Source organism: Sphingobacterium corticibacter (assembly GCF_003076635.1).
In the GTDB taxonomy this organism is placed as follows: Bacteria; Bacteroidota; Bacteroidia; order Sphingobacteriales; family Sphingobacteriaceae; genus Sphingobacterium; species Sphingobacterium corticibacter.
On the sequence record NZ_QDKG01000002.1, the window covers coordinates 474617 to 498924 of the forward strand.

At 42.3% G+C, this 24308-nt stretch carries 18 protein-coding genes; 14 read left to right on the forward strand and 4 right to left on the reverse strand.

The features are described from left to right. Positions 1–3: 3 nt before the first annotated feature. Together DC487_RS08080 and polA are read right to left on the reverse strand one after the other, a co-directional pair. On the reverse strand, positions 4–1134 hold the full coding sequence (locus DC487_RS08080; RefSeq protein WP_116775447.1) for a toxin-antitoxin system YwqK family antitoxin: 1131 nt from the start codon (positions 1132–1134) through the stop codon (positions 4–6). Between the two features lie 16 nt (positions 1135–1150). Then, positions 1151–3970, reverse strand: coding sequence for a DNA polymerase I (gene polA, locus DC487_RS08085; RefSeq protein WP_116775448.1), 2820 nt, complete (start codon positions 3968–3970; stop codon positions 1151–1153). A 206-nt stretch (positions 3971–4176) separates the two neighbouring features. Here polA and rsgA point away from each other — a divergent pair, with 206 nt between their 5' ends. The 6 genes from rsgA to DC487_RS08115 all read left to right on the forward strand — a co-directional run bounded on the left by rsgA (position 4177) and on the right by DC487_RS08115 (position 12855). After that, positions 4177–5115, forward strand: coding sequence for a ribosome small subunit-dependent GTPase A (gene rsgA, locus DC487_RS08090; RefSeq protein WP_116775449.1), 939 nt, complete (start codon positions 4177–4179; stop codon positions 5113–5115). 92 nt (positions 5116–5207) lie between these two features. After that, positions 5208–7034, forward strand: a complete 1827-nt coding sequence (locus DC487_RS08095) for an AsmA family protein (RefSeq protein ID WP_116775450.1) — start codon at positions 5208–5210, stop codon at positions 7032–7034. 6 nt (positions 7035–7040) lie between these two features. Then, the gene (gene map, locus DC487_RS08100; protein ID WP_116775451.1) at positions 7041–7799 is read left to right on the forward strand and encodes a type I methionyl aminopeptidase; all 759 of its coding nucleotides are present in this window, start codon (positions 7041–7043) and stop codon (positions 7797–7799) included. A 26-nt stretch (positions 7800–7825) separates the two neighbouring features. Next, on the forward strand, positions 7826–9604 hold the full coding sequence (locus DC487_RS08105) for a TrkH family potassium uptake protein (RefSeq protein WP_116775452.1): 1779 nt from the start codon (positions 7826–7828) through the stop codon (positions 9602–9604). Beyond that, positions 9604–10290, forward strand: coding sequence for a potassium channel family protein (locus DC487_RS08110; protein WP_116775453.1), 687 nt, complete (start codon positions 9604–9606; stop codon positions 10288–10290). The genes DC487_RS08105 and DC487_RS08110 overlap by 1 nt, the downstream gene beginning before the upstream one ends. Before the next feature lie 75 nt (positions 10291–10365). Then, complete coding sequence (locus tag DC487_RS08115) at positions 10366–12855, forward strand: YfhO family protein (RefSeq protein WP_116775454.1); 2490 nt, start codon at positions 10366–10368, stop codon at positions 12853–12855. A gap of 47 nt (positions 12856–12902) precedes the next feature. Here DC487_RS08115 and DC487_RS08120 read toward each other — a convergent pair whose 3' ends face one another. Next, positions 12903–13514 carry a ribonuclease HII gene (locus tag DC487_RS08120; RefSeq protein ID WP_116775455.1) on the reverse strand — a complete coding sequence of 204 codons (612 nt, stop codon included), beginning with the start codon at positions 13512–13514 and terminating at the stop codon, positions 12903–12905. A 145-nt stretch (positions 13515–13659) separates the two neighbouring features. On the opposite strand from DC487_RS08120, the gene DC487_RS08125 reads away from it, so the two are divergent. The 4 genes from DC487_RS08125 to fabD all read left to right on the forward strand — a co-directional run bounded on the left by DC487_RS08125 (position 13660) and on the right by fabD (position 19467). Then, positions 13660–14406, forward strand: a complete 747-nt coding sequence (locus DC487_RS08125; RefSeq protein WP_116775456.1) for a hypothetical protein — start codon at positions 13660–13662, stop codon at positions 14404–14406. 11 nt (positions 14407–14417) lie between these two features. After that, positions 14418–17231 (forward strand): TonB-dependent receptor, encoded by a 2814-nt coding sequence (locus DC487_RS08130; RefSeq protein ID WP_116775457.1) that lies wholly within the window; start codon positions 14418–14420, stop codon positions 17229–17231. A 62-nt stretch (positions 17232–17293) separates the two neighbouring features. Beyond that, entirely contained in the window at positions 17294–18523 is a 1230-nt protein-coding gene (locus tag DC487_RS08135; protein WP_116775458.1) for a M16 family metallopeptidase, read from the forward strand. Between the two features lie 50 nt (positions 18524–18573). Beyond that, a complete protein-coding gene (gene fabD / locus DC487_RS08140) occupies positions 18574–19467 on the forward strand; it encodes an ACP S-malonyltransferase (RefSeq protein ID WP_116775459.1) in 894 nt (297 codons plus the stop codon). Positions 19468–19556: 89 nt separating this feature from the next. Here the strand turns inward: fabD and metK are convergent, their stop codons facing one another. Continuing rightward, positions 19557–20813 (reverse strand): methionine adenosyltransferase, encoded by a 1257-nt coding sequence (gene metK, locus DC487_RS08145; RefSeq protein ID WP_116775460.1) that lies wholly within the window; start codon positions 20811–20813, stop codon positions 19557–19559. 273 nt (positions 20814–21086) lie between these two features. On the opposite strand from metK, the gene DC487_RS08150 reads away from it, so the two are divergent. From DC487_RS08150 to DC487_RS08165, 4 genes are all read left to right on the forward strand, one after another. Then, entirely contained in the window at positions 21087–21965 is an 879-nt protein-coding gene (locus tag DC487_RS08150; protein ID WP_116775597.1) for a diacylglycerol/lipid kinase family protein, read from the forward strand. Positions 21966–21974: 9 nt separating this feature from the next. After that, positions 21975–22325, forward strand: coding sequence for a translation initiation factor (locus DC487_RS08155; RefSeq protein WP_116775461.1), 351 nt, complete (start codon positions 21975–21977; stop codon positions 22323–22325). 397 nt (positions 22326–22722) lie between these two features. After that, positions 22723–23553 (forward strand): MotA/TolQ/ExbB proton channel family protein, encoded by an 831-nt coding sequence (locus DC487_RS08160; RefSeq protein WP_116775462.1) that lies wholly within the window; start codon positions 22723–22725, stop codon positions 23551–23553. A gap of 101 nt (positions 23554–23654) precedes the next feature. Continuing rightward, on the forward strand, positions 23655–24308 hold the full coding sequence (locus tag DC487_RS08165; protein ID WP_116775463.1) for an ExbD/TolR family protein: 654 nt from the start codon (positions 23655–23657) through the stop codon (positions 24306–24308).

Genomic DNA, 24308 nt, shown 5'->3' on the forward strand with positions numbered 1-24308 from the left:
GTCTTACTTATTGTGCTCCAATTTTCGTTCAATACGATTCGTCTGAAATTGTAGGCTATTATCTGCCGTTGTAGACATGGTGCCGTATACCGTGATCGTGTCATCAATGTACTCTCCAAGTTTAAAGGAAGGCACATAATATGGGATGGATTCGACCACTCTTTTAAAGCTATTTTCCAATTGGCCAGGTAATGAACGAATAATCGTCGTGCCGCGAGGCGTGCCATCTTTACGCACGCGCACTTCAAATGCGTAATCGGTAGTGATCTGACTGTCAGCTTTCAACAATTGGAAAGAATTGCGCAGGTATTCGGCAAGGTAGACGGTAAATCCTGTAAAATCATCATATGTGCATTGCTTGAATAACAAAGTCTCTGCACGATAGAAGTTATCGTAAGGCAGAATTCCATATGCTGGCGTCGTATACTCCGCATCTTTAAAGGCATCGTAACCTCGTATCAATACGCCATCACGATAATATTCCTCGGCCGCAAATTCTTTTTGTTTTGCTTCCGGATTTTCAAAATGCACGGTCCATGCTCCATTTGGCAAACCATCTTTGATGCGGCCGCTCATCGAATAAAATCCAAATCCATATTCTGAAAATCCGTCTATTGGATTGAGAAATTCATACCGCCCATCACCTAACTTCACGTTCAACTTTCCTCGACGATCCCATTGTGATACGATGCGCGTGGTAGAATCAGAAAATGAGACACTCAGATACGGTTTTCCATCGGGATAAAAATAGTTCCAAAAACCTTCTGGCTTGTTGTCTTTGAATGTTACTTCCCATTTTATCTGCCGATTAGGATGATAGGCGATAAAAGAGCCATTTTTTGCACCCTGTGTGTATGCGCCTGTCAATAGAAGGGTTCCATCTCCACTGTAATCTGCAAATTTGCCATCGAACTTATTCGTTGCGCGATCAAATCCTGCACGTCTTTCAATTGATTTAAATTCACAGTTTTTATCGACCAAAAAGTAGTTTCGATCATAAAAGAAGCGAACTTCATCGGTATCGATCCGCTCGAAAAAAACATTGCTAATCGAATCTTGTGCCGTCGCCACAGACAAAGTCAACAAGAACGATAGGCAGTATAAAAATAAAGTAAGTGTGTTCTTCTTTTTCATGTTTAAAATTGAAATGCTAATGTGCTTCCAACCAGTTGCTTCCTTCACCAATCTCGACTTCCAAAGGAACTTCCATCCTTATAGCCGTTTTCATGCGATGGCTGATGATTTCTTTAAATGTGTCTACTTCCGACTTCGGCACATCAAACACCAACTCATCATGCACCTGCATGATCATCTTTCCTTTTAAGCCTTTTTCCACAATATCCTGATGGATGTGGATCATCGCTACTTTAATCATATCGGCGGCAGAGCCCTGAATGGGCGCATTAATGGCGTTGCGTTCCGCGAAACCACGCACGGTCATGTTAGCCGAATTGATATCTCGTAAATAACGTCTGCGTTTCAGAATTGTTTCCACGTAACCTTTTTCCTTCGCCGTTTCAATAGTTTGAGACATGTAGTTGCGAATGCCGCTGTATTGCGCAAAATATTGATCAATGATCTCAGCCGCTTCTTTTCTAGAAATCTTCAAGTTTTGCGAAAGACCGAAAGCGGATTGACCATAAATAATTCCAAAATTCACCGCTTTTGCGTTACGACGTTGGTCGGAAGTAACATCTTCCAATGCGATGCCATATACGCGCGCTGCTGTAGCGCGATGGATATCTTGGTTTTTCTGAAAAGCTTCCATCATGTTTTTATCCTTACTCAGCTCAGCCATTAGGCGCAGCTCAATCTGCGAATAATCGGCCGATAAGATCACATAATCCGCATCTCGCGGAATGAAAGCCTTGCGCACTTCGCGACCGCGCTCGGTACGGATGGGAATATTTTGTAGATTGGGATTTGTGGAACTCAAACGGCCCGTAGCCGCTACCGCTTGATTGTATGAGGTGTGAATCAGACCAGTTTCCGCATTGATCAATGTCGGCAAAGCATCTACATACGTAGATTTTAGCTTTTGCATCTGCCGAAAGTCCAAGATGTCTTGTACAATATCCGATTTGTCGGCCAAGGCCAACAATACATCTTCACCTGTTTTATATTGGCCGGTCTTTGTTTTCTTCGCTTTTGGATCCAGTTGCAATTTGTCGAACAGTACTTCTCCGAGCTGTTTTGGGGAAGCAATGTTGAACGTAACGCCCGCTTTTTCGTAGATGGATGCTTCCAATTTGGCGACATCTTTTTCTAAGCTTTTCGAAATGGTTTTCAACGTGTCAACATCGATCTTCACACCATTTTGCTCAATGGAGGATAGCACATACACCAACGGAAACTCTACTTCATGCGCAAGTTTCTCCGTGGCACTATCTTGCAATAGCGGTTCAAAAATGGCCTTGAGTTGCAGTGTGATATCAGCATCCTCGCTGGCATACTCTTTTATTTTCTCGATCTCTACATCGCGCATCGATCCTTGCTTTTTGCCTTTCGCACCGATAAGCTCAGTGATAGATACTGGCGTGTAGCTCAAATACGTTTCGGCAAGCACATCCATGCCGTGGCGCGTATCTGGATCGATGAGATAATGTGCCAACATCGTGTCAAACAGTTCTCCGCGAAGCTGTACATCGTATCGTGAAAGCACTAAAATATCATATTTAATGTTTTGGCCGATCTTTCCAATTGCTGGGTTTTCTAGTAAATTTTTGAATGGTGTAATGATCTTTAGCGCTTCTTCGCGATCAGCCGGAGTTGGCACATAGTACGCGATGCCTTTTTCTAGCGCGAATGACATCCCCACGATCTCTGCAGAAAGTGCATCAAGGCCAGTGGTCTCTGTGTCAAAAGCAAATTCCTTGCTTTTGGCCAACAGCTGCACCAATTCTGCTTGTTTTTCTGGCGTATCCGCCAAATGATACGTGTGCGCTATGGTATTGATGCTGTGCTCTGCTACAGTTGGTTCAGATCCTGTTGTCGGCATATCTGGAAAACCGGATTTATCTGCGCTAAACAGATCCATCTGCCCATTAGATTTTTTGCTATCCGTATCTGTTATGGTGAAATCATCCCCAAATACGCGCTTTCCTAAGGTTCTAAATTCAAGCTCGGTAAAGAGTGGTTCCAACAATTCCTTGTTCGGAGCCGTGTATAATAATGCCGCTTCATCTAACTCCGTTGGCACATCCAGTAGAATGGTCGCCAATTTCTTAGAGACCAAACCTTGCTCTGCAAAATTCTCGACATTCTCTTTCTGTTTCCCTTTGAGCTTATCCGTATTCGCAATCAAGCCTTCGATGCTGCCATATTCCTGAATTAATTTTTTGGCAGTTTTTTCGCCGATTCCCGGTATTCCTGGAATGTTATCCACCGCATCACCCCATAGACCTAAAATGTCGATTACCTGCAATGGATCGGTGATTTCCCATTTCTCCAAAATCTCAGGTACGCCAAGTACTTCAGCGCCATTGCCCATTCGAGCAGGTTTGTAAATGAAAATATTATCGGATACCAGCTGTCCAAAATCTTTATCTGGCGTCATGCAATACACCGTAAATCCGCTTTGCTCTGCGCGCTTTGCCAGTGTACCGATGATATCATCGGCTTCGTAGCCATCTTTGGTAATGATAGGAATGTCAAATCCTTCAATCAGGCGAAAAATATAAGGAATAGAAGCTGCCAAATCTTCGGGCATCTTCTCCCGCTGTGCTTTGTATGCTTCAAAATCTAAATGACGTTGCGTTGGTGCATCCGTGTCAAACACGACAGCAATATGCGAAGGCTGTTGATTCTTCAATACTTCTAACAAAGTATTGGTAAATCCCATGATCGCCCCCGTATTCAAACCATATGAAGTGAGGCGTGGCACTTTGTTTAACGCAAAATAGGCACGGTATATTAAGGCCATGCCATCCAGAAGAAACAGTTTTTTATCGCTATTATTTGAGGAGCTCATACTAGATTTTTAAAAATTCGAAGCGTAGCAAATATACTTTTTATTTTTATTAGAACTACGGTTAGAGGAGGAGAATTGGCCTATTCTAATAGCCTAATGTGAGCCGTGCGGCAATGGATATTTGCCGCGAAGAACATCTTTCTTACATCGCTTTTCGTAGCTTTGTAGCGATACGCATGATTAAGAATAACGTAGTATAGAGCGCAATGACAAATCGAGGAATATTAAAAGGTCTGGTAACCAAGTCGACTGGAAGTTGGTATCAGGTGCTCGGTGAAGATAATCAGCGCTACGAATGTCGGATCAAAGGAAAATTTCGTATCAAAGGCATCAAGACAACCAATCCGATTGCTGTGGGCGATCGTGTCACGATCGAGCCAGAACAAGAAGAAGGCTTTGCAGTCATTACCACACTAGAACCGCGAAAGAATTACATTATCCGTCGTTCGATCAATCTTTCTAAACAAACGCAGATCATCGGAGCCAATTTAGATCAAGCATTGCTGGTGGTTACATTGGCTTCGCCGCCAACTTCTATGGGATTCATTGATCGGTTTTTGGTTACGGCCGAAGCGTATAGTATTCCCGCTGTCTTGGTGTTCAATAAATTGGATCTTTTTAGTGACGAGGGATTGGAAATTCTTCACGAATACCAATCCGTTTATACCAAAATTGGTTACACCTGTTTAGAAGTTTCTGCATTAGAAGGTACGAATCTCACTTCCTTGCACGCACTGTTGCAAGACAAGATTAGCTTGGTTTCTGGTCATTCTGGCGTGGGCAAATCGACCTTGATTAATGCATTGATTCCTGATATCAGTCTGAAAACAGGTCAGATATCGAGTTGGTCTGATAAAGGGAAGCATACCACGACATTTGCCGAGATGCTTGATCTACCTTTTGGCGGCAGCTTAATTGATACACCAGGAATTCGTGAGTTGGGTGTGGTGGATATTGAACCACAGGAGCTTTCGCACTTTTTTCCGGAAATGCGTGCGCTGATGAATCAGTGCCGATTCAACAATTGCAGACATATAAATGAGCCCGGCTGCGCCGTAATGGAAGCCGTAGAACAGGAAGAAATCGACCTATCCCGTTATGAAAGTTACTTGAGTATTTATCATAATGAAGATTCTAGGCATTAACCCGCTGTAAGATAAATCTATACCGTAAAAACATCGGTTCACTTTCTTTGTTAAGGAGAATACTTAATAGTAATTTTGATCAAATACAATTTATGAAACCTATTTGGAAGTGGATCATTGGTATAGTCAGTGCGATACTCGTGATTATATTGGGCGCAGCTTGGTACCTCAGCAACAATTACAAGCCGATTTTAGAAGATAAACTTAAGGAAATCATTGCCGAATCGTCGGATGGTCTTTATAGTTTGCAGTATGATGCGCTGGATCTCAGTGTAGCGCTCGGTAATGTGACGTTGAAGAATGCGGTATTGATCCCAGATAGCGCGGTGTACGAACAGCTGGTGGCAGCCGAAAAAGCGCCAAATAATCGGTTTCACATTGCTTTAGATGAGCTGAAAATTCGCCGTTTCGGTGTCATGAATCTCTTGCTTAACAAAAAGTTGAGCATCAGCTCTATTGAGTTGGCTACGCCTACAGTGCATATGATTAGTCAGCCGCATGCCTATAATGATACGGTGAAAAATGAGCAGCCGAAAACATTGTACGAGCAGATCAAAGATGATCTTTCCGCCATTGCAGTCGATAAAATCGATTTTACCAATGTGAAATTTAGCCATACAAAAATCGCGGATGGTAAGCGATCAACCATGGAGCTGGATAGTGTGCAGTTGCATATTCGGGATGTCTTGATTAATGAGCACTCCGAACAAGATTCTACGAGACTGTTTTATACCAAATTAGTGGATTTATCCTTGCCAGGGTTTGAGTACGATTTACCAGATGGTTTTCACCGGGCAAAATTCGATCATCTAAAATTCAATACGCAGAAGCGCAGCTTATTGGTGAGCAAAGTTTCATTCGCTCCGCGAATGAGTAAAAGTGAATTCTTTAGAAGAAAAGGAAAGAAAACCACGATGGCGATCATGAAAGTGGATAGCCTGAGTTTCGAAGGATTGGATATTGCGCGCTTGATCGACGATCAGAAAATCTATGCGCAAGAAGCTAGGCTTAAAGATGGCTCGGTGTCACTGTATATGGATCTTCGGTATCCATCGACGCCCAAATCACAAATTGGGAACTCACCACATCAGCAAATCATGAAACTCAAGCAGTCGATTCATATAGATACGGTGTACATCAATAATATCGACGTGCTGTACGGTGAGACCAGCAAAAAGTATAACCAAGAAGGTATTATCACGTTTAACAACGCAACGGGTATCATCACGAATGTGACCAACGATACGGTTGCTTTGCAAAAAGATAAATTTATGCGTGCCGATCTTCGCGCGAAAATTATGAATTCGGGCAATTTACATGCTATCTTTGGCTTTGATATGTTGAGCAAGAATGGCGCGCATACCTACAAAGGTAGCTTAGGCGCGATGAAAGCCACGGCATTCAATCGCATCATCAAGCCGTTGGTCAATGTAGAAATCAGCTCGGGCAACATTCGAAAAGTGAGTTTTAACATGGCCGGTACAGATTATCGGAACTGGGGCGATTTTCGGTTTGACTACGATGACTTGAAGGTGAAGATTTTGGGTAGCAAAGATGAGGAAGGAAAGCGCTCTAGCAAAGGCATTTTATCCTTTTTAGTGAATCAGATACTTATAAATGATAGTAATCCAGACGCGAACGAAGTATACCACAAAGGGACTGTGGAATATAAGAGAGATCCTACACATTCGTTCTGGAAAACCTTGTGGCAAAGTTTGTTGGATGGTATAAAACAAACGGCTGGAATTAGTGCAGAGCGTGAAGCGAAACTAACGCAGGCTGGACGCAAATCGCAAGAAGCTGCAACGGGAGTAAAAGGTGCGGCACAAAGAACAGGTGGATTCATTAAAGGCTTGTTTAGTAAGAAGGACAAAGAAGACGCCGATAAAAAAGAAGAAAAGAAGAAAAAATCAAAATAGCAATCTATGTCGATAACGAATGAGCAAGAGCTGAATGGGATGAAAAAGATTAGCGAAGTGGTCGCTCTCACGTTGAAGGAGATGATCGCTTTCGCAGCGCCAGGAATGTCTACCAAAACATTGGACAACTATGGTCGCGATATTCTCGAATCATATGGCGCCGCTTCTGCTCCTTTCAAAACTTACGGTTTCCCTGGTTGGACTTGCATCAGCGTAGACAAAGAATTTTGTCACGGCATCCCGTCCGATCAGCGCATTCTGCAAGAAGGACAGTTGATTAATATTGATGTGTCGGCGGAGTTAAATGGATTCTGGTCCGACAATGGAAGTTCCTTCGTCGTTGGGAATGTCGCATCAGAACATGAAAATTTATTGCAAGCATCTCGCGAAATTTTGCATGAGGCCATTGCACAGATCAGCGGTGGAGTACGTATTTCGGATGTGGGCGAGCTGATGGAGAAATCGGCCAAGCGCCGAGGATACCGCGTGATCAAAAACCTCACAGGGCATGGCGTCGGTCGAAGCCTGCATGAAGCACCACACGAGATTGCTAATTTTCGTGATCGATTCAATCGCGAAAGATTCAAAAAAAATACGACTGTAGCGATCGAAACATTTATCTCCACCGATTCTTCGGAAGCCGTAACGCTGAAAGATGGTTGGACGATGGTGGGCAACAAAGGTGGTTATATGGCGCAGCATGAGCATACTATCTTAGTAACTGGAGGAAAACCCGTGATTCTGACATCAAGTAACGGTGTGTAATTTGTATCTCTGTTCGGTGATTACCTATGTCGGAACTATTCCAATACATTATCAGGTATAAGGCACAGGCTCTAGATAAAATCATGTTTTATCTAAGCTTGTTTTGCACAGCGATTATCTTATTGCATATTGGTTTTGTTCGAGATCTTTTCTGGGCGAATATGCTTGGGCAGTCAGCGATTATACTATTCTACGGCCTTTTTTCTCTCGAGTTCATTCGGCTTTTTGCCAGTGTATTCGTACTGAAAAAAATAAATGTAACACACTTTTCGAGTGTCTTTCTGAGTGCTTACATGCTCTTTGTGATTTTTGTGCGGCATGTCGGTTGGTCAGGCGAAGTGGATTTTACCAGAGACGAATGGGCTTTTCTTGGCGTCGCCCTCGTTTTTTTAACACAATTGTCTAAGAATAGCCTGTTTTTAGACAAGTTATATTTCAATCCTACCATACTCTTTGTCATTAGTTTCTTAGCACTTATTTTATTGGGTACGGTGTTGCTGATGCTTCCGCGTACATCCATTGGCGCACCATTGGCATTTATAGATGCCTTTTTTATGTCGACGAGTGCAGTCTGTATTACAGGACTGCAAGTCACGAATATTGCTACGCAGTTTTCCTTCTTCGGTCAGTTTGTGATCTTGTTGTTGATCCAAATCGGTGGTCTTGGCATCATGACTTTTACGGGCTTTTTTGGTTACTTCTTCTCAGGTGGTTTTTCGTTTAAAAATCAATTGATGTTTGGCGAGGTGCTAGGGGAGAGTAAGTTAAATGAGGTAATCAAAACATTGCTAATGATTATTTTCATCACATTTTTATTAGAAGCGATCGGTGCATTCATGCTATTCTTTTCGATAGATGCTGCGCAAATTCCAGACGTAGGCTACCGGATATTTTTTGCGGCCTTTCACGCTGTTTCCGGATTTTGTAATTCAGGATTTACCCTGATGGAAGGCGGTATGGCCGGCAATGTCTTCCGGTTCAATTATCCTTTTCAATTGGCACTGTCGAGTATGTTTATCTGCGGAACACTGGGTTTCGGAGTTATTCACAACTTTTATACCTATGGAAAGAAAACGGTGACCGCTTACATCGACCGATTTATCAGACGCCGTCGCGTCGTGCACAAAGCACACAACTTTTCATTCGCACATAAATTCGTGGTGTATTGCAATATCATTGTGATTGCATTGGCCACGATCTCGTTTTTCGCATTAGAATATCAGCGCTCATTGGCGGCAGATGAAAGTATTTGGGGAAAGATGACTACCGCATTCTTTATGGCGAACTCCGCGCGAACCGCTGGATTCGAAACGATCGGAGTTAGTTTGCTGTCTATGCCAACCTTGATTATGTCGGTGACATTGATGTGGATTGGATCGTCACCGGGATCTACAGGCGGCGGTGTGAAAGTCACTACTATTGCGGTAGCATTGCTCAATGTCGTGTCGCTTGCGCGTGGCAAAGAATCCATTGAAATTTTTGGTAGACGTATCTTACCAGAGTCGGTGAGTAAAGCTTTTGCCATTATATTGCTGTCTATACTCTCGATTTTGCTTTGCTTTATTTTTCTCAATGTCACGGATGGCGATCTGGATACGACCGCGTTATTGTTTGAATCCATTTCGGCATATACTACCTCAGGTCTGAGTTTGGGCATTACAGCCGAGCTCAGCTCGGCTGGCAAATTGGTCTTAATGACTACGATGTTTGTCGGTCGTGTCGGTATGTTGACACTTTTGGTGGCATTTATTAAAGACTCGTCTAAGAAGAATTATATTTACCCATCAGAAAAGCTGTTATTTTAATGAAGTACATCGTATTAGGACTCGGACATTTTGGAAGATCATTGGCCATACGGCTCACCGAGATGGGACATGAAGTGATTGGCGTAGACGTAAAGCTGACTTTGGTAGAGCAATTTAAAGATCAGATTACGCACACGGTATGTCTGGATACCACGGATCGAGAATCGGTCAGATCGTTGCCGCTCAAAGATAGTGATGCGGTGATTGTGGGTATTGGTGAAGATGGTGGTGCATCTATATTAACGACGGCTTTGCTCAAGCAACTTCAGGTAAAGCGCATCATCGGGCGAGTAATTTCTGATCTGCAGAAAACGGTTCTTGAAGCGATGGATATCGCTGAATACGTGATGCCAGAGGAAGAAGCTGCCACACGGTTGGCGATGCGCTTAGACAATATAGATATTGTCGACTCGTTTCAGGTGTCTGACAAGTACAGTATTATTGAGACTAAAGTGCCAGCGAAATATGTCGGTTTATCTTTGCAAGAAGCGAATCTGACCAATATCTATAAAGTCATTGTACTCACCACACTACGCGATCAAGTCGGCAGTGCGCTCGGTCAAAATCGGCTTAAACGCGAAGCAACTGGTATTGCTAAATCGGACACAATCTTACAAGAAGGCGACGTGTTGGTCTTGTTTGGAGAAATGGCGGATATTATGCGCCTGATTCGTAAAGGGGAATAGCGGGAAATACTTCCTTGTATTTTAAAATATTTATATATTTTTGACCCTTAATCGATATTTAATCCAAAAGCGCGCATGAAAAATTGGTTCAAGGAGAATGCCTCCCACCTCACAATTATAGCGATACTCGTTTTACTCGTCTTTTTTTATTTCACCCCAGTTTGGCAGGGCAAAACCTTAGCTCAGTCGGATGTCGTGCAAGCGGCCGGTGGCCAAAAGGAGATGTTTGACTTCAAAGCAAAAGATGGGAAAGCACCTTTATGGACAAACTCCATGTTTGGCGGTATGCCTGTTTACCAAATATGGTTAGGGCACGAAGCCAACGTCACAACTTATATTTCTAAAGCGCTGCGCGCGGTATTTCCTCCACCAGCAGATATTTTATTGCTGTATCTTTTAGGCGGATATCTATTATTTAGTGTACTCCGGCTCAAACCTTGGTTAGCTGCGGTCGGTGCTGTCGCATTGGCCTTCTCGTCGTACAATATGATTTATATTGAGGCGGGTCACATGAATAAAGCGTATGCTATTGCTTACATCGCGCCAATTATCGCATCTATTATTTTATGTTATCGCGGTTCTTGGCTGTGGGGAGGCTCTTTGTTGGCGCTATTTATGGCGTTGGAGATTCGCACCAATCACATACAGGTTACCTATTATCTATTCATTAGTTTATTGGTGTTAGTCGGTTTTGAGGTGTATTATGCTATTCGCGACAAAAAGCTGAAACCATTTTTACAATCTACTGCGGTGCAGTTGGGTGCGGTGCTAGTTGCAGTGCTCGTGAATGCGACCGTATTATTCCCGACCTACGAATATAGCCAGCTGACTACACGCGGCAAAGCCAACCTGACTAGTGCAGAAAATGGTGGTGGTGCGGAATCTGGTCTTACTAAAGAATATGCTTACGGTTGGTCGCAAGGTGTGGGTGAGAATATTACTTTCTTGATCCCAAATGCCTATGGCGGCCGTTCGGGTGGTGTGCTGGATAAAAATTCTAATGTTGCCAAGTTCGTTAAAGGCCTGAATGTTCCAGAAGCACAAGCAGAGCAGTTTGCGCAATCTATGCCAACCTATTGGGGCGAAAAAATGTTCACTTCAGGACCTTGGTATTTCGGAGCCGGTGTGATCTTCCTTTTCATTTTAGGAATCGTCATCGTTAAAAACAGATATAAGTGGTGGTTGGTGTCTGCTACAGGCCTCACTATTTTCTTGGCCTTTGGAAAGCATTTACCTTTCATTTCGGATTTGTTCTTCGATTATTTCCCGATGTACAACAAGTTCCGCGCGGTAGAATCTATTTTGGTGATCCCGTCGGTCTTGATTCCCATTCTGGCTATTCTGGCCTTGGATCAAATCATCAGCCGTGCGGCAGAGGTCAAGAATCTGGATAAAAAATTACTGTATACAGGTGGCGGTGTAGCAGCGCTTTGTTTGCTGATCGCCTTAATGCCGGATCTTTTCTTGAGTTTCCGTTCTTCTACGCACCAGCAATTGATCACTTCGTACCAACAGCAAGTTGGCGATGCGGCCATGGGCAATGAAATCGTCAATGCCTTATTGAAAGACCGCGCAGCCATCGCAAGCGCAGATGCTTGGCGTTCTTTAATCATCGTGCTGATTACTTTTGGAGCGGTTTGGTTCTATATCAAGAAAAAAGCTTCGCTTACGATCATGTTAGCCGCAGTTGGTTTAGTGACGCTCGCTGATTTATGGACGGTAAACAAACGTTATTTAAATGACGAATCCTTTAATAGCCCAGCAGCTTTGCAGGATCATATGCCGAAGCGCGAAGTAGACGATCTTATTTTGATGGATAAAGATCCATCATACCGTGTGTTTGATTTGACGACCAGTCCATTCCAAGATGCGCGCCAATCCTATTATCACAAAAGCTTAGGTGGCTATCATGCAGCGAAGCTAATGCGTTTTCAAGAAGTGTTGGAGCATCAGTTTGATGGTGCCATCAACGAAGATGTATTGGATATGTTCAATGTACGCTATGTCATTACGCGCGATCCGAAAAACAATTCAGAACGTATCCAAAGACGTAGTTCAGCAGCTGGAAATGCTTGGTTTGTAGACAAGATTACTTTCGTAAAAGACAATAACGAGGAGATGAATGCTCTGGATAGTTTCGATCCGCGCAAAGAAGCATTTGTCAACAAAGAATTTGAAGACAAATTAAAAGCAACACAATTGGGTAACAGTGCTAACGCACAAATCAATTTGGTTTCTTACCATCCAGATACCATGCGTTATGAATATACAGCACCCCGCGATGCATTCGCTGTATTCTCTGAAGTGTATTATGAGAAAGGTTGGAAAGCATATGTAGATGGTGAAGAAGTGCCGATTATTCGGGCCGATTATATCTTGCGCGCGTTACAGCTTCCTGGTGGAAACCATGAGGTGGAATTTATCTTCGCGCCACAATCTATGAAGACCAGTACTGTATTATCTATGATATTCTCTATCGTATTGGTATTGGGTATTGCGGGAGCACTTTTCTGGCATTACCGCAGGAAAAGCCAAACACCAAAAGTGGTAGTGAATCACAAATAAATTTTTCTGCACCCTGTTTAGGTGCAGAAAGAATTATACTAAAACCTTTAGAATAATCGAAGCTGCGGATCGGTTACTCTAAAGGTTTTTCTATGATGTGGTGTCAACCCAAGCTCTAGAATGGCGTTACGATGTTTGATCGTGGGGTAACCTTTATTACTCAACCAGTCATATTCTGGATGTTCTACCGCGATGTTGTGCATGTATTCGTCGCGATACGTTTTAGCCAGAATAGAAGCTGCGGCAATAGATAAGTATTTGCCATCTCCTTTTACGATGCAGGAATATGGTAGTGTTTGATAGGGAACAAATTTATTCCCATCTACAATGATGTACTCCGCTGGCGTTTTCAGCATGTCCAATGCGCGGTGCATCGCCAGATAGGATGCCTGGTGTATATTTATTCGATCAATCTCTTCGGCAGAAACAGATGCTACGGCAAAATCCAGCGCTTCTTGTTCTATTACCGTGCGTAAGGCATGGCGTTTCTTTTCCGATAGCTTTTTCGAATCATTGAGAATCGGATTATAATAATCCAAAGGAAAAACCACGGCGGCAGCAAATACAGGACCAGCTAAGCAACCTCGCCCAGCCTCGTCACAACCAGCTTCGCGCAAATCATTTTGGAAAAAAGAGAGTAAGGGAACAATTTCTTGCATAACGACACGAATTTAAGAATAATTGTAACTTATGTGTGATAAAACCTCATTTACACTTATTTACACTCCGAATGATTTCTTTTGTCAAAGATTTATTTTTTATAGTTGCTTATTTTAGCGCCGCCAAAAAATAAATTAACTTAACATGAAGAGATTAATAAGTGCTTTTATACTATTCTTTTTGGCTTGTGCGACGTTTGCGCAAGCTAAAAAATCGGACGCGAAGTTTATTTCGGGTCTTCAAATGGTCATAGATGGACAATTAGAAGATTGGAGCACGCAGTGGAATACTGTGGGAGATAAAGAGCCGCTCTGGACTTATGCTATAGGCTATGATGATCAGTATCTTTTCGTTGCGGTTAAGGTGATTGATCCAGCTTTACAATTAGAAGCAGCAGCGCATGGCATATCAGTCATGGTAAACAAAGACGGTAAGAAAAAAGATGGTATGCAGTTCATATTTCCGGTACCAGATGCAGAGACGATTCGATCTATGTTGGAAATGGGTGATTTCTCTGCGACACATGTTAAGACAGAATTGATTGCGCGATCGCGTGGCTATAAAGTAAAGGATTTTCCCAAAATAGTAGATGGTTTGTTGTCTTTGAGTAATGCGTATGGTTTGCAAGCTGTTGCGAAAGTGGATGCCGCCGATCATTTGGTTTACGAATCGGCCATTCCATTAGCACAACTAGGATTGCCCGCTTCTGCAATAACACCAGTGGCTATAGAAATAGCCATTCAGAATAGATGGAACAACCGACTAACAGCTCAAGCACATCAACAACAGAAACCATCTGCACAACAACAAACCGGCGCGCGAGCAAAATCGCCCTATAAAGGTAAAACTGCAGTGTGGGTTATAGATAAGCTGCCTTTACAAAAAGATTAAGTACAAAAAAAATGAAAATTCTAAATTTCCTTTTCATCGGCATTCTCGCTCTCATGAGCCAATTCGCTTATGGCCAAACGGGCAAAACCGTGCAGGGTATGCTGCGCGATACAGAAGCAAGACCTATCTCTGGCGCTACAGTTAAGCTTGTATCTGCTCAAGATTCTATGGTAATGACCTCAAGTCCTGCCGGTATTTATAACTTTGATTTGGTCAAGGCCGATCAATTCAAAATTACGGTCAGCAGTCTTGGTTTTGAAACCTATTCCAAAGATTTTGAATTTCCTGCTGGACAGCAAAAAATGTTCATTCCTAGCTTTGTGCTAGATGTCAATTCCAACTTGATAGAGGAGGTCGTGATATCTGGCGTATTGACCGTGCAGGTAAAAGGTGATACGGTAGAATATTCTGCTCAAGGGCTAAAATTGCGGGAAGGTGCCGTCGCTGAAGATGCCTTGAAAAGATTGCAAGGTGTAGAGGTCGATAAAGATGGTAATGTAACGGCGCAAGGCGAAGCGGTAACACGGGTACGCATTAATGGGAAGGACTTCTTTGGAGGTGATGTAAAAACAGCGACCAAAAACTTACCGGCTAATATCATTGATAAGATTCAAATTGTGGACGATTATGGTGATATGGCCAATCTTACCGGCAATCGAACGGGCGATTCGGAAAAAGTATTGAATATACAAATCGATCCCAAATACAATAGTGGATGGATGACGACTTTGCGAGCTGCGGGCGGGACAGAAGATCGGTTCCAGACCACGGCCATGGTAATGCGAATGGCCGACAAAACGCAAATATCTGTTTTGGGGAATTTAAATAACTTAAATGCGTCTATGTTTGACTTTCAAACAATGGGCGGCGGTGCGCGGAATCGGCAAGGCGGCGGTGGCAGACCGGGCGGAGGTCAATTCTCAAACAATCAAGAGGGTATTACTAAAACTAGTGCCATCGGACTAAACGTAAGACACGATTTCAGTGATAAATTTAAGATTTACGGTAGTTACTCTTTTGAGCGGAATGACAACAACACGTTGTCGAATGTATTTAGAGAATATATTGGATTGAATCAGACAGAAGAGGAGAACTCCGAGAATAATAATATTAGAGCAAACCACCGATTTGAAACCAATATTGAGTGGAACATTAGTGATAAAGACTATATCAAGCTGACACCCCAATTCGGTTTCAACGACAACAAAACAAACAATACGGCCAGCTCCATCCTGTTTAGAGATTCATTATTAGATAACAATCAATTGTTGACCACGCTATCCAACTCTACAGCACCGCGCTATAATATAAGTGGTTTGTACAATAGAAGAATGAATGATCGAGGTCGAAATTTCTTTATCAATTTCAATTTCGACAATTCGGTCACTGAGCGTGATGTTAATGAAGCATTAGAGCGTCAGGTTTTTGACCCAAACAATCAGCAAACACCGGCTAGCGAAATCTATCAACAAGTTCTGCAAGATGTGCAGAATAAAAGCTGGAATGGTGGAACCTCACTATCCTATACCGAACCATTAACTGACAAAAGCAAAATTGAGGTAACCTACGATTACAATATCAGCGATTATGATAATACGGATCGTCAGCGCGCGGTAGATCGTGAAAACAATCCGATTGATGGGTTACCAGGCTCTAACTACAACTATGCATACGATTACTCATTCACCACACATCGGGCTGGTGCAAGTTATATGTTTGAAAACGATAAAATTAAATACTCCTTAGGGGCAGCCGTGCAGCCGTCTTTACTGCGTGGAGATGCTTTTAGTGCGAATGATGACGCAGTTATCAATCGGACGAATTTAAATTTTGTGCCGATTGCTAGATTCGAGTACAAGTTTTCACGGCAGTCTAATCTTTCCATGAGCTATTCCGGCAGGGCAACCGAACCAACTGTTACGCAGATTTTGCCATTTGAAGTAACCCGTAACTTGATGACCACGACCGGAAATCCAAATCTAGATCCAGAGTTCCGCCATCAAGTGCAATTCCGTTTTCGTGCCGGGGATGTGCAAAAGGGGAAAAATTTCTTTGCTGTACTGCGCGCCGAACTAATCAATGATCGCGTAGTAACCATGAATAAACGCTTCGCGCGACCAGGACAGGGAATGTTTCAATTTGTAGATTATAAAAACGAAACTGATCCGATTTACAATATCAGCTCATTCTACATGTTTGGACGATCTTTAAAAGACAAAACCTATAATATTACTTATATGGGTGGCGTGACGTACAATAAAAATGTATCCTATCTAGCGACTGATTCCTTAGCAACACTAGATGATTACCGTAAAAACGTGGCCAATAACGTGATCCTAATGCAAAACTTATTCTTGCGTTATACACCATCAGAGCGTATAGAGATTAATCCCGGGGTGCGTTTTACGTACAATATGGCAAACGCTTCCTTGCCAGAGTTTGATGCTCCAAACATTACGACCGTTGCGCCAACTTTAATAGGTTCTGTCAACTTGACCAAGAGCACTATTTTTGGAGCAGACGTGTCCAAGTCCTTTAATAGAGGCTTTGCTAATAACGTTAACCCGTTTATCATCAACAGCTACATCGAACAACGTTTTATGAAAGGTGACAGAGGCGCGTTACGCCTGCAAGGATTTGATTTGCTGAACCAGCAGGTAAACCTAAACCGATCGATTGGTGAAGTTCGTACAGATACGCAGACGAATAGGTTAGCGCGCTACTTCTTACTATCGTTCACCTATCGCTTCCAGAAATTTGCTTTGGGCACGCCAAGTGGGTCACAGAGCGACTTGCCATTCGACAAGCCACGCCCACGGATGTAAGGTGGTAGCGCTAATTTTATTTATAATCGTACCTTTGCGTGCACTTCTTAGTAAAGCAACGTATGGGGTATCATATTATACAATTAGACAATGGAATACGCGTGGTGTTAAACCAACAAGCGTCTAGCATCACGCATACTTGTTTGATTGTCAATGTAGGTTCGAGAGACGAAGAAGAAGGGAAGTTCGGTATGGCACATTTTATTGAGCATTTATTGTTCAAACAAACTGCCAAACGCAACACCAACCAAATTCTCCACCGATTGGAATCTGTGGGTGGTGATCTCAACGCATATACTACCAAAGAATACACCTGTATCCACGCGTCTGTTTTACGGCCTTACTTAAGTCGTGCATTGGATCTTTTTGAAGATATTACTTTTCATTCCACGTTTCCAGAAGTAGAAATGATTAAAGAAAAGGGTGTCATTCTGGATGAAATGGCTTCTTATCTAGATAGTCCCGAAGAATCCATTATGGATGATTTTGATGATCTGCTATTTGCAGGAACAGGGTTAGGGCACAATATTCTGGGATTAGAAAAGGATCTGCAGTCTATCACGCAACAAGATGTAAAAGATTTTATCGCTAATAATTATACCGCCGAAGACATCGCCATTGGCATCTCTGGCGACTATACGCCAAAAGAGATTGAGCGGATGGTCAACAAGATCTTTACCTTTCCATTGCGTCAATCTCGTGACAAAGCGCCTGCTCTACCAGCGCTTCCTGCGCCAAAACACGAAGTCGTCTACAAGCCGATCAACCAAGTGCATTATGCTTTGGGTGTACCAGCATATGGCATTCACGATGCGCGCAAAACCACGCTTATGCTACTCAATAATATGCTTGGCGGCATTGGCATGAGCTCCATTCTGAACCTATCGGTCCGAGAGAAATATGGTATCGCGTATACGATAGAATCTAGCTACGCCATGTATGGCGATACAGGTATTTTTAGTATATATCTCGGTACCGACGAAGAAAAAATAAAACGAGCCACCCGATTGGTTCGCAAAGAACTGGATAAACTGATCCTAAAACCGATCAGCGAAAGCACGTTAAGCAAAGCAAAGCATAAATTTAAAGGGCAGATCGCTTTAGCCGAAGAAAACAGAATGAGCGTGATCATTGCCGAAACGAAAAACATGTTGGACTATAATAAAATTATCACCTTAGACGAAGTTTTTCAAAAGCTCGATGCGGTTACGGCGACTAAAGTACACGAGGTAGCTACAGAACTGTTTGCTGCTGATCGCATGTCGTCTTTATCTTTTGCGCCAGAAGATTAGATCTAGATTGATAGTATAGTTAAGGAATAACAAGAAACAATAACATAGATATGAAAACAGCGTATATTTTTCCGGGTCAGGGTGCCCAGTTTGTGGGAATGGGACAGGAATTGTATCAACTAAATGATACCACCAAAGCTTTATTTGAGCAAGCAAACGATTTATTAGGCTTCCGGATTACGGATATTATGTTTTCGGGAACGGATGAAGATCTAAAACAAACCAAGGTTACTCAACCAGCCATCTTCTTGCACTCGGTGATTTTAGCCAAAGCGTTGGGCGACAAATTTCAACCTGCTATGGTTGCCGGACATTCATTAGGTGAGTTTTCTGCCTTAGTAGCAGCAGGCGCTTTGTCTTTTGAAGATGGTTTATTATTGGTTTCCAAACGTGCTAATGCGATGCAGGCCGCTTGTGAGGCGCAGCCTTCTACGATGGCAGCTATTTTGGGCTTGGAAGATGAAGTTGTAGAGCGTATCTGCGCGGAGATTGAAGATGTGGTTGTTCCCGCAAATTACAATTGCCCAGGCCAATTGGTGATTTCTGGTTCTATCGAAGGTGTGGACAAAGCTTGTTTGTTGCTAACGGAAGCGGGAGCCAAACGCGCCTTGAAACTAAATGTCGGTGGTGCGTTTCACTCGCCATTGATGGAGCCGGCTAAATTAGAATTGCAAAAAGCGATTGAAAGCACCAATATTCAAACGCCAATTTGCCCGATTTACCAGAATGTCGATGCCAAAGCCTACACAGATCCTGCGGAAATCAAAGCTAATCTAATCGCACAATTGACGGGTGCCGTGCGTTGGACACAAACGGTGCAACACATGTTAAACGATGGTGCAGAAAACTTCGTAGAAGTAGGTCCAGGAAATGTATTGCAAGGCTTAGTGAAAAAAGTAAATAGACAAGCAGCCACCTCATCGGCGAGCGTAGCAGCAGAATAATAGAGATTAACCTATTTCACGAACTAGATTAAACCAAGAGAGCCATACATCTGTACGGCTCTCTTGTTATTTATAGAACAATCGAATTATTACAATCCGAAAGCTTCTTTTACTTTATCTACGTAGTCCAGTTTTTCCCAGGTAAAGAGATCCACCTCTACGGTTTTCGTTTCACCCGTGCTACTTTCAAACGTTTTAGAAACCGTTACGGGTGTACGACCCATGTGTCCGTAAGCGGCTGTTTCCGAATAAATTGGGTTACGTAAGCCTAAACGTGTTTCGATACCATACGGCGTCATGTCAAATAATTGACCGATCTTTTCTGCGATATCGCCATCGCTCAAGCCGACTTTACTGGTGCCGTAGGTGTTTACATAAATTCCCATCGGATCTTTTACACCGATTGCATAAGAGATTTGTACCAAAATCTCGTCCGCCAAACCAGCCGCTACCAGATTTTTCGCGATATGACGTGTGGCATAAGCCGCAGAGCGGTCCACTTTTGAAGGATCTTTTCCTGAGAATGCACCACCACCGTGCGCGCCTTTTCCACCGTAGGTGTCTACAATGATCTTACGGCCAGTCAATCCTGTATCGCCGTGCGGTCCACCAATCACAAATTTTCCGGTTGGATTAATGTGGTATTTGATATGATCGGTGAATAATGGTTGCAATTCTGCTTTCAATTGTGCTTGTACGCGTGGGATCAAGATGTCGATCAGATCTTGCTTAATCTTTTGCTGCATCGCCACCTCATCGCTATCGAAATCGTCGTGCTGCGTAGATATCACAATCGTATCGATGCGCAATGGCTTGTTGTTCTCGTCATATTCTAACGTTACCTGCGCTTTTGCATCCGGACGTAAGTAGGTGATTTGTGTATTCTCACGACGTAGTTCCGCCAATTCATACAACAAGCGGTGCGACAGATCCAATGCCAACGGCATGAAGTTTTCTGTCTCGTTGCTGGCGTAGCCAAACATGATCCCTTGATCTCCAGCACCTTGATCTTGCTTGGTCTGGCGCTCTACGCCTTGATTGATCTCATTAGATTGTTCGTGAATCGCCGACAGAATTCCGCAGGAATTCGCTTCAAACATATACTCCGACTTAGTGTACCCAATGCGTTGAATCACTTGGCGCGTGATTTTCTGCACATCCAAATAGATGTTCGATTTAACTTCACCAGCTAAGATCACTTGTCCAGTGGTGACCAAAGTTTCGATAGCTACTTTAGAATCCTGATCCCAGGCTAGGAAGTTATCGATTAAAGCATCTGAAATCTGATCGGCAATTTTATCGGGGTGACCTTCCGAAACAGATTCGGATGTAAAAAAATATCCCATAAGTCTTACTTAAACTTTAAATAATTAACGATTTGTAGAGAATGCGGGCAAGGTGTTAAAGCATTATTCGAATGGTTTTAGCACTTTTTTTCTGTGGTTGCAATCTCTTTGTCTATCTCGGACGAGATAAAAACGCAAATCAATCCACTTTTTTGTTGCTGCAAAACTACGACTCTTAATTGTATTTGTGAAATGCAATGTAGCATTCGTCCAAATAATAGATTATAATGACAATATTTTTAGCTTATCTTTATGATTCGTATAGGTAAATCGATGAATACAAAAAAGAAGATCCTGTTTGTGATCAATCCCATTTCGGGAGGTAAACGAAAGACGGCATTTAAAAAGCAGATTCTCGACACGCTGGATTTGAATAAGTTTGAGCCCACCTTTCAGCAGACAGACCATGCTGGACATGCCCACGAATTAGCAAAACAAGCGGTCGTCAATAAATACGATGTGGTAGTGGCTGTTGGTGGTGACGGCACAATCAATGAAATTGGATCTGCACTCGCCGGCACAGATACGCCTTTGGGAATCATACCAGAAGGTTCTGGAAATGGGTTGGCCTTGTATTTGGGAATTCCGCTGAACGAAGCTGGTGCAATTCGGCGCATCAATAGATTTGATATGATGACGGTAGATACGGGTCGTGTCAACGATCGCTTCTTCTTTAATGTTGCAGGAGTTGGGTTCGATGCTTCTGTAAGTGATAAGTTTGCGACAGATTCTACGCGCGGACCGATAGGTTACTTACGTACCGTGATGAATTTGTTGGGTTCGTATCGATCCAAAAAATATAAACTTACGATTGACGGGAAATCATATGAGCGTGAGGCATTTATGATCAGTGTAGCCAATTCGCCACAATATGGGAATAATGCCTATATCGCACCAAATGCATCTGTCACCGATGGATTGATTGATGTATGTGTTGTACATAAATTTCCCTTGTATTTGTTGCCGATGATGGTTTTTCACCTATTTAATAAGTCGGTCGATCAGTCGGAGTATGTAGAGATCATTCCTGGCAGGGAAATTAGTATTGACTCGGAAGACATTGGTCCTGTACATGTCGATGGTGAACCACTGGCATTGGAAGCGCCATTAAAATTTACAGTACAGGAAAAATCCTTAAAGATCATTTGTTAGTATATAGATATGGCGAAGCAGAAAAAGCAACAATATGAGGGAGTCGTATATTCTACGGCCGAAGATTTTAATTACAGTCCGTTTGGTGAGTTGGCTACAGAGGAGACCCTACCCAATCAACAACAGCAATTACGAGTGGGTTTGGATCGAAAATCACGCAAAGGAAAAGTTGTTACAATCGTCGAAGGTTTTAAAGGGCAAGAAAGTGATTTGGAAGCACTTGCCAAGCGCTTAAAGCAGAAATGTGGCGTCGGCGGAGGTGCAAAAGACGGTGTAATTTTGATTCAAGGAGACTTTAAACAAAAATTAATTGATTTGTTAAGTGCTGATAATTATAAAGTTAAGGGTTTTGGCGGGTAAAATATTTGTTTAAACACAATACTGCATAGAATATACCGTTTATAATAGCACGTGTAATCTATTATGAAAATCGATGAGTAAACACTTACTTAATTTTGACATTTAATAATTTGATAATTTGCATATGAGAAAAAAAATACCTTTCATTGCAAAACCAAAATCAAAAACAGTCTACTTTGGTTATTGAAATAGAATTGAAAAACGAAAGAGAACTGCTGGCTCTATTTCATTACAGACATATTGGCGTGATTTTATGGAATTGTGTAACGGGAATTTTATTTTTATCATAAAATAGTATATTTGTTTTTGAGGTACATCAGTGAAACGAGGTATTTCTTAGAAAATTTTTGAATTAAACTATAATAATTAACAACAGTAAAATCTAAAAATCAGTAAAATGGCAAACGCACCAAAAACAACAAGTCCTGCTAAACAAGAGGGAGGAAATTCGGGTAATTTATTTGCAAGTTTAGCGATTATCATATGTTTGGTAATTGGTTATTTAGTTTATGAGTTTGTAATGGGTTCACCTAGCAACTTTATAGACGGAAATCGCGAGAACCAACCTTTGCCAGGAAACTACTATGGTATGGTTTATCACGCGGGAGTTATCGTACCAGTTCTTTTGGGATTATTCTTAATGGTATGGGTATTCTCTATTGAGCGCTTCATCGTAATTGGTAAAGCTTCAGGTACAGGTAACGTAGGTAACTTCGTACGCAAAGTACAAGGTTTATTGAGAGCACAAAACATTGACGCAGCTATCTCTGAGTGTGACAAGCAAAAAGGTTCGGTTGCAAATGTAATCAAAGCAGGTTTGTTGAAATACAAAGATGTTCAAGCTAACCCAGGATTAGATGCAGAAAAATCTGTATTGGCGATCCAAAAAGAAATTGAAGAAGCTACTACGTTAGAAATGCCAATGTTGGAGAAAAACTTAACAGTTATCGCAACATTAGTATCTATCGGTACACTATCTGGTCTACTAGGTACAGTAACTGGTATGATCAAGGCCTTCTCTGCGTTAGCAACAGGTGGTACTCCAGATTCAGCTAAATTGGCGAATGGTATCTCTGAGGCCCTAATCAATACGGCTACAGGTATCGGTACTTCTACTATCGCAATTATCTTCTACAACATTTTGACTTCTAAAATCGATACATTGACTTACTCGATCGACGAGGCTGGTTTCTCTATCGTACAAACTTACGCAGCAAACCACAAGTAAGATATATGGTGAAATTATTTTAGATTTCTTTATGGAATCTGAAATAATTAATCATCATAAAGATGTAGTGAGTTAAGTAAGTAATTTAAAAGGAGACAGAAATGGCAAAAGCAAAAGTAAAAAGAGCAAGTACCGTCATCGATATGACGGCCATGTGTGACGTCGCTTTCCTACTTCTTACCTTCTTCGTATTGACGGCTACGGCGCGTCAACCAGAAACTTTGGAAGTGGATACGCCTGCTTCTACTGTAAAAGAAAAACTAGTTGGTGACAACATCGGTATGATTACAGTAGGTAATGAAGGCAAGATTTTCTTCGGATTGAAAGATCCAGCGGTTCGTCGTGAGACGTTGAAGAACATCAGCGCTAAGTACAAAGTCAATTTTTCTGAAGAAGAATATGAGCAGTTTGCAGCGTCGGAAGATTTTGGTGTGCCTGTGCGCACATTGAGACAGCTGCTTTCGTTGCCGAAAGAACAACGGAAAGTGGAAGTTCAGCCCGGTATTCCGGTGGATTCTACAGAAAATGAATCAAATGAACTTTATCACTGGGTGCAGCAGGCAAGGTTAGCGACTGTAAAGGTAAATCGTGATCGCGAAAACGAACAACGTGATTTCGTAAATCCAGGTCCAATGCAGGTCGCTATCAAAGCAGATGCGGAAGAAAAGTACGCAGTAATGAATTTGATCATTGAGACGCTTAGAAACCAGAAACAAAACAAATTTAGTTTTATCACTGGCCTAAGAGCGGAATAA

Coding starts and splice junctions, on each gene's coding strand:
- DC487_RS08080 (WP_116775447.1), bottom strand. CDS start 1,134: ATGAAAAAGAAGAACACACTTACTTTATTTTTATACTGCCTATCGTTC.
- polA (WP_116775448.1), bottom strand. CDS start 3,970: ATGAGCTCCTCAAATAATAGCGATAAAAAACTGTTTCTTCTGGATGGC.
- rsgA (WP_116775449.1), top strand. CDS start 4,177: ATGACAAATCGAGGAATATTAAAAGGTCTGGTAACCAAGTCGACTGGA.
- DC487_RS08095 (WP_116775450.1), top strand. CDS start 5,208: ATGAAACCTATTTGGAAGTGGATCATTGGTATAGTCAGTGCGATACTC.
- map (WP_116775451.1), top strand. CDS start 7,041: ATGTCGATAACGAATGAGCAAGAGCTGAATGGGATGAAAAAGATTAGC.
- DC487_RS08105 (WP_116775452.1), top strand. CDS start 7,826: ATGTCGGAACTATTCCAATACATTATCAGGTATAAGGCACAGGCTCTA.
- DC487_RS08110 (WP_116775453.1), top strand. CDS start 9,604: ATGAAGTACATCGTATTAGGACTCGGACATTTTGGAAGATCATTGGCC.
- DC487_RS08115 (WP_116775454.1), top strand. CDS start 10,366: ATGAAAAATTGGTTCAAGGAGAATGCCTCCCACCTCACAATTATAGCG.
- DC487_RS08120 (WP_116775455.1), bottom strand. CDS start 13,514: ATGCAAGAAATTGTTCCCTTACTCTCTTTTTTCCAAAATGATTTGCGC.
- DC487_RS08125 (WP_116775456.1), top strand. CDS start 13,660: ATGAAGAGATTAATAAGTGCTTTTATACTATTCTTTTTGGCTTGTGCG.
- DC487_RS08130 (WP_116775457.1), top strand. CDS start 14,418: ATGAAAATTCTAAATTTCCTTTTCATCGGCATTCTCGCTCTCATGAGC.
- DC487_RS08135 (WP_116775458.1), top strand. CDS start 17,294: ATGGGGTATCATATTATACAATTAGACAATGGAATACGCGTGGTGTTA.
- fabD (WP_116775459.1), top strand. CDS start 18,574: ATGAAAACAGCGTATATTTTTCCGGGTCAGGGTGCCCAGTTTGTGGGA.
- metK (WP_116775460.1), bottom strand. CDS start 20,813: ATGGGATATTTTTTTACATCCGAATCTGTTTCGGAAGGTCACCCCGAT.
- DC487_RS08150 (WP_116775597.1), top strand. CDS start 21,087: ATGAATACAAAAAAGAAGATCCTGTTTGTGATCAATCCCATTTCGGGA.
- DC487_RS08155 (WP_116775461.1), top strand. CDS start 21,975: ATGGCGAAGCAGAAAAAGCAACAATATGAGGGAGTCGTATATTCTACG.
- DC487_RS08160 (WP_116775462.1), top strand. CDS start 22,723: ATGGCAAACGCACCAAAAACAACAAGTCCTGCTAAACAAGAGGGAGGA.
- DC487_RS08165 (WP_116775463.1), top strand. CDS start 23,655: ATGGCAAAAGCAAAAGTAAAAAGAGCAAGTACCGTCATCGATATGACG.